This window comes from Pseudomonas sp. PME37.24/025, assembly GCF_055556615.1.
The window spans coordinates 1-254 of record NZ_JBVHNK010000376.1; the positions used below are offsets into that span (position 1 = coordinate 1).

Below are 254 nucleotides of genomic sequence, written 5' to 3' on the forward strand. Positions count from 1 at the left end.
GTCTGGTGCGGTTTATACCTTGATCAATCTCAATAGTGGCAAAGCACTCGATGTGGCAGGTGCAGCGAAGGCCGACGGCACCCCTGTGCAAATTTGGGACGACAATGGCACTCAAGCGCAGCAGTGGCAAATCAATAGCAACGGGGATGGAACGTATAGCCTGATCAATGTCAACAGCAACAAAGCACTAGACGTGAAAGCTGCCGGGGTGGCGCCAGGAACCAAGGTGCAAATCTGGACGCAAAACGGTACCG

1 protein-coding gene is annotated in these 254 nt (G+C 53.5%); it reads left to right on the forward strand.

The window, feature by feature from the left end:
• Window positions 1-19 precede the first annotated feature (19 nt).
• The coding region (locus tag ACZ3HH_RS30755) for an RICIN domain-containing protein (RefSeq protein ID WP_465810460.1) at window positions 20-254 on the forward strand (235 nt) is incomplete at its 3' end.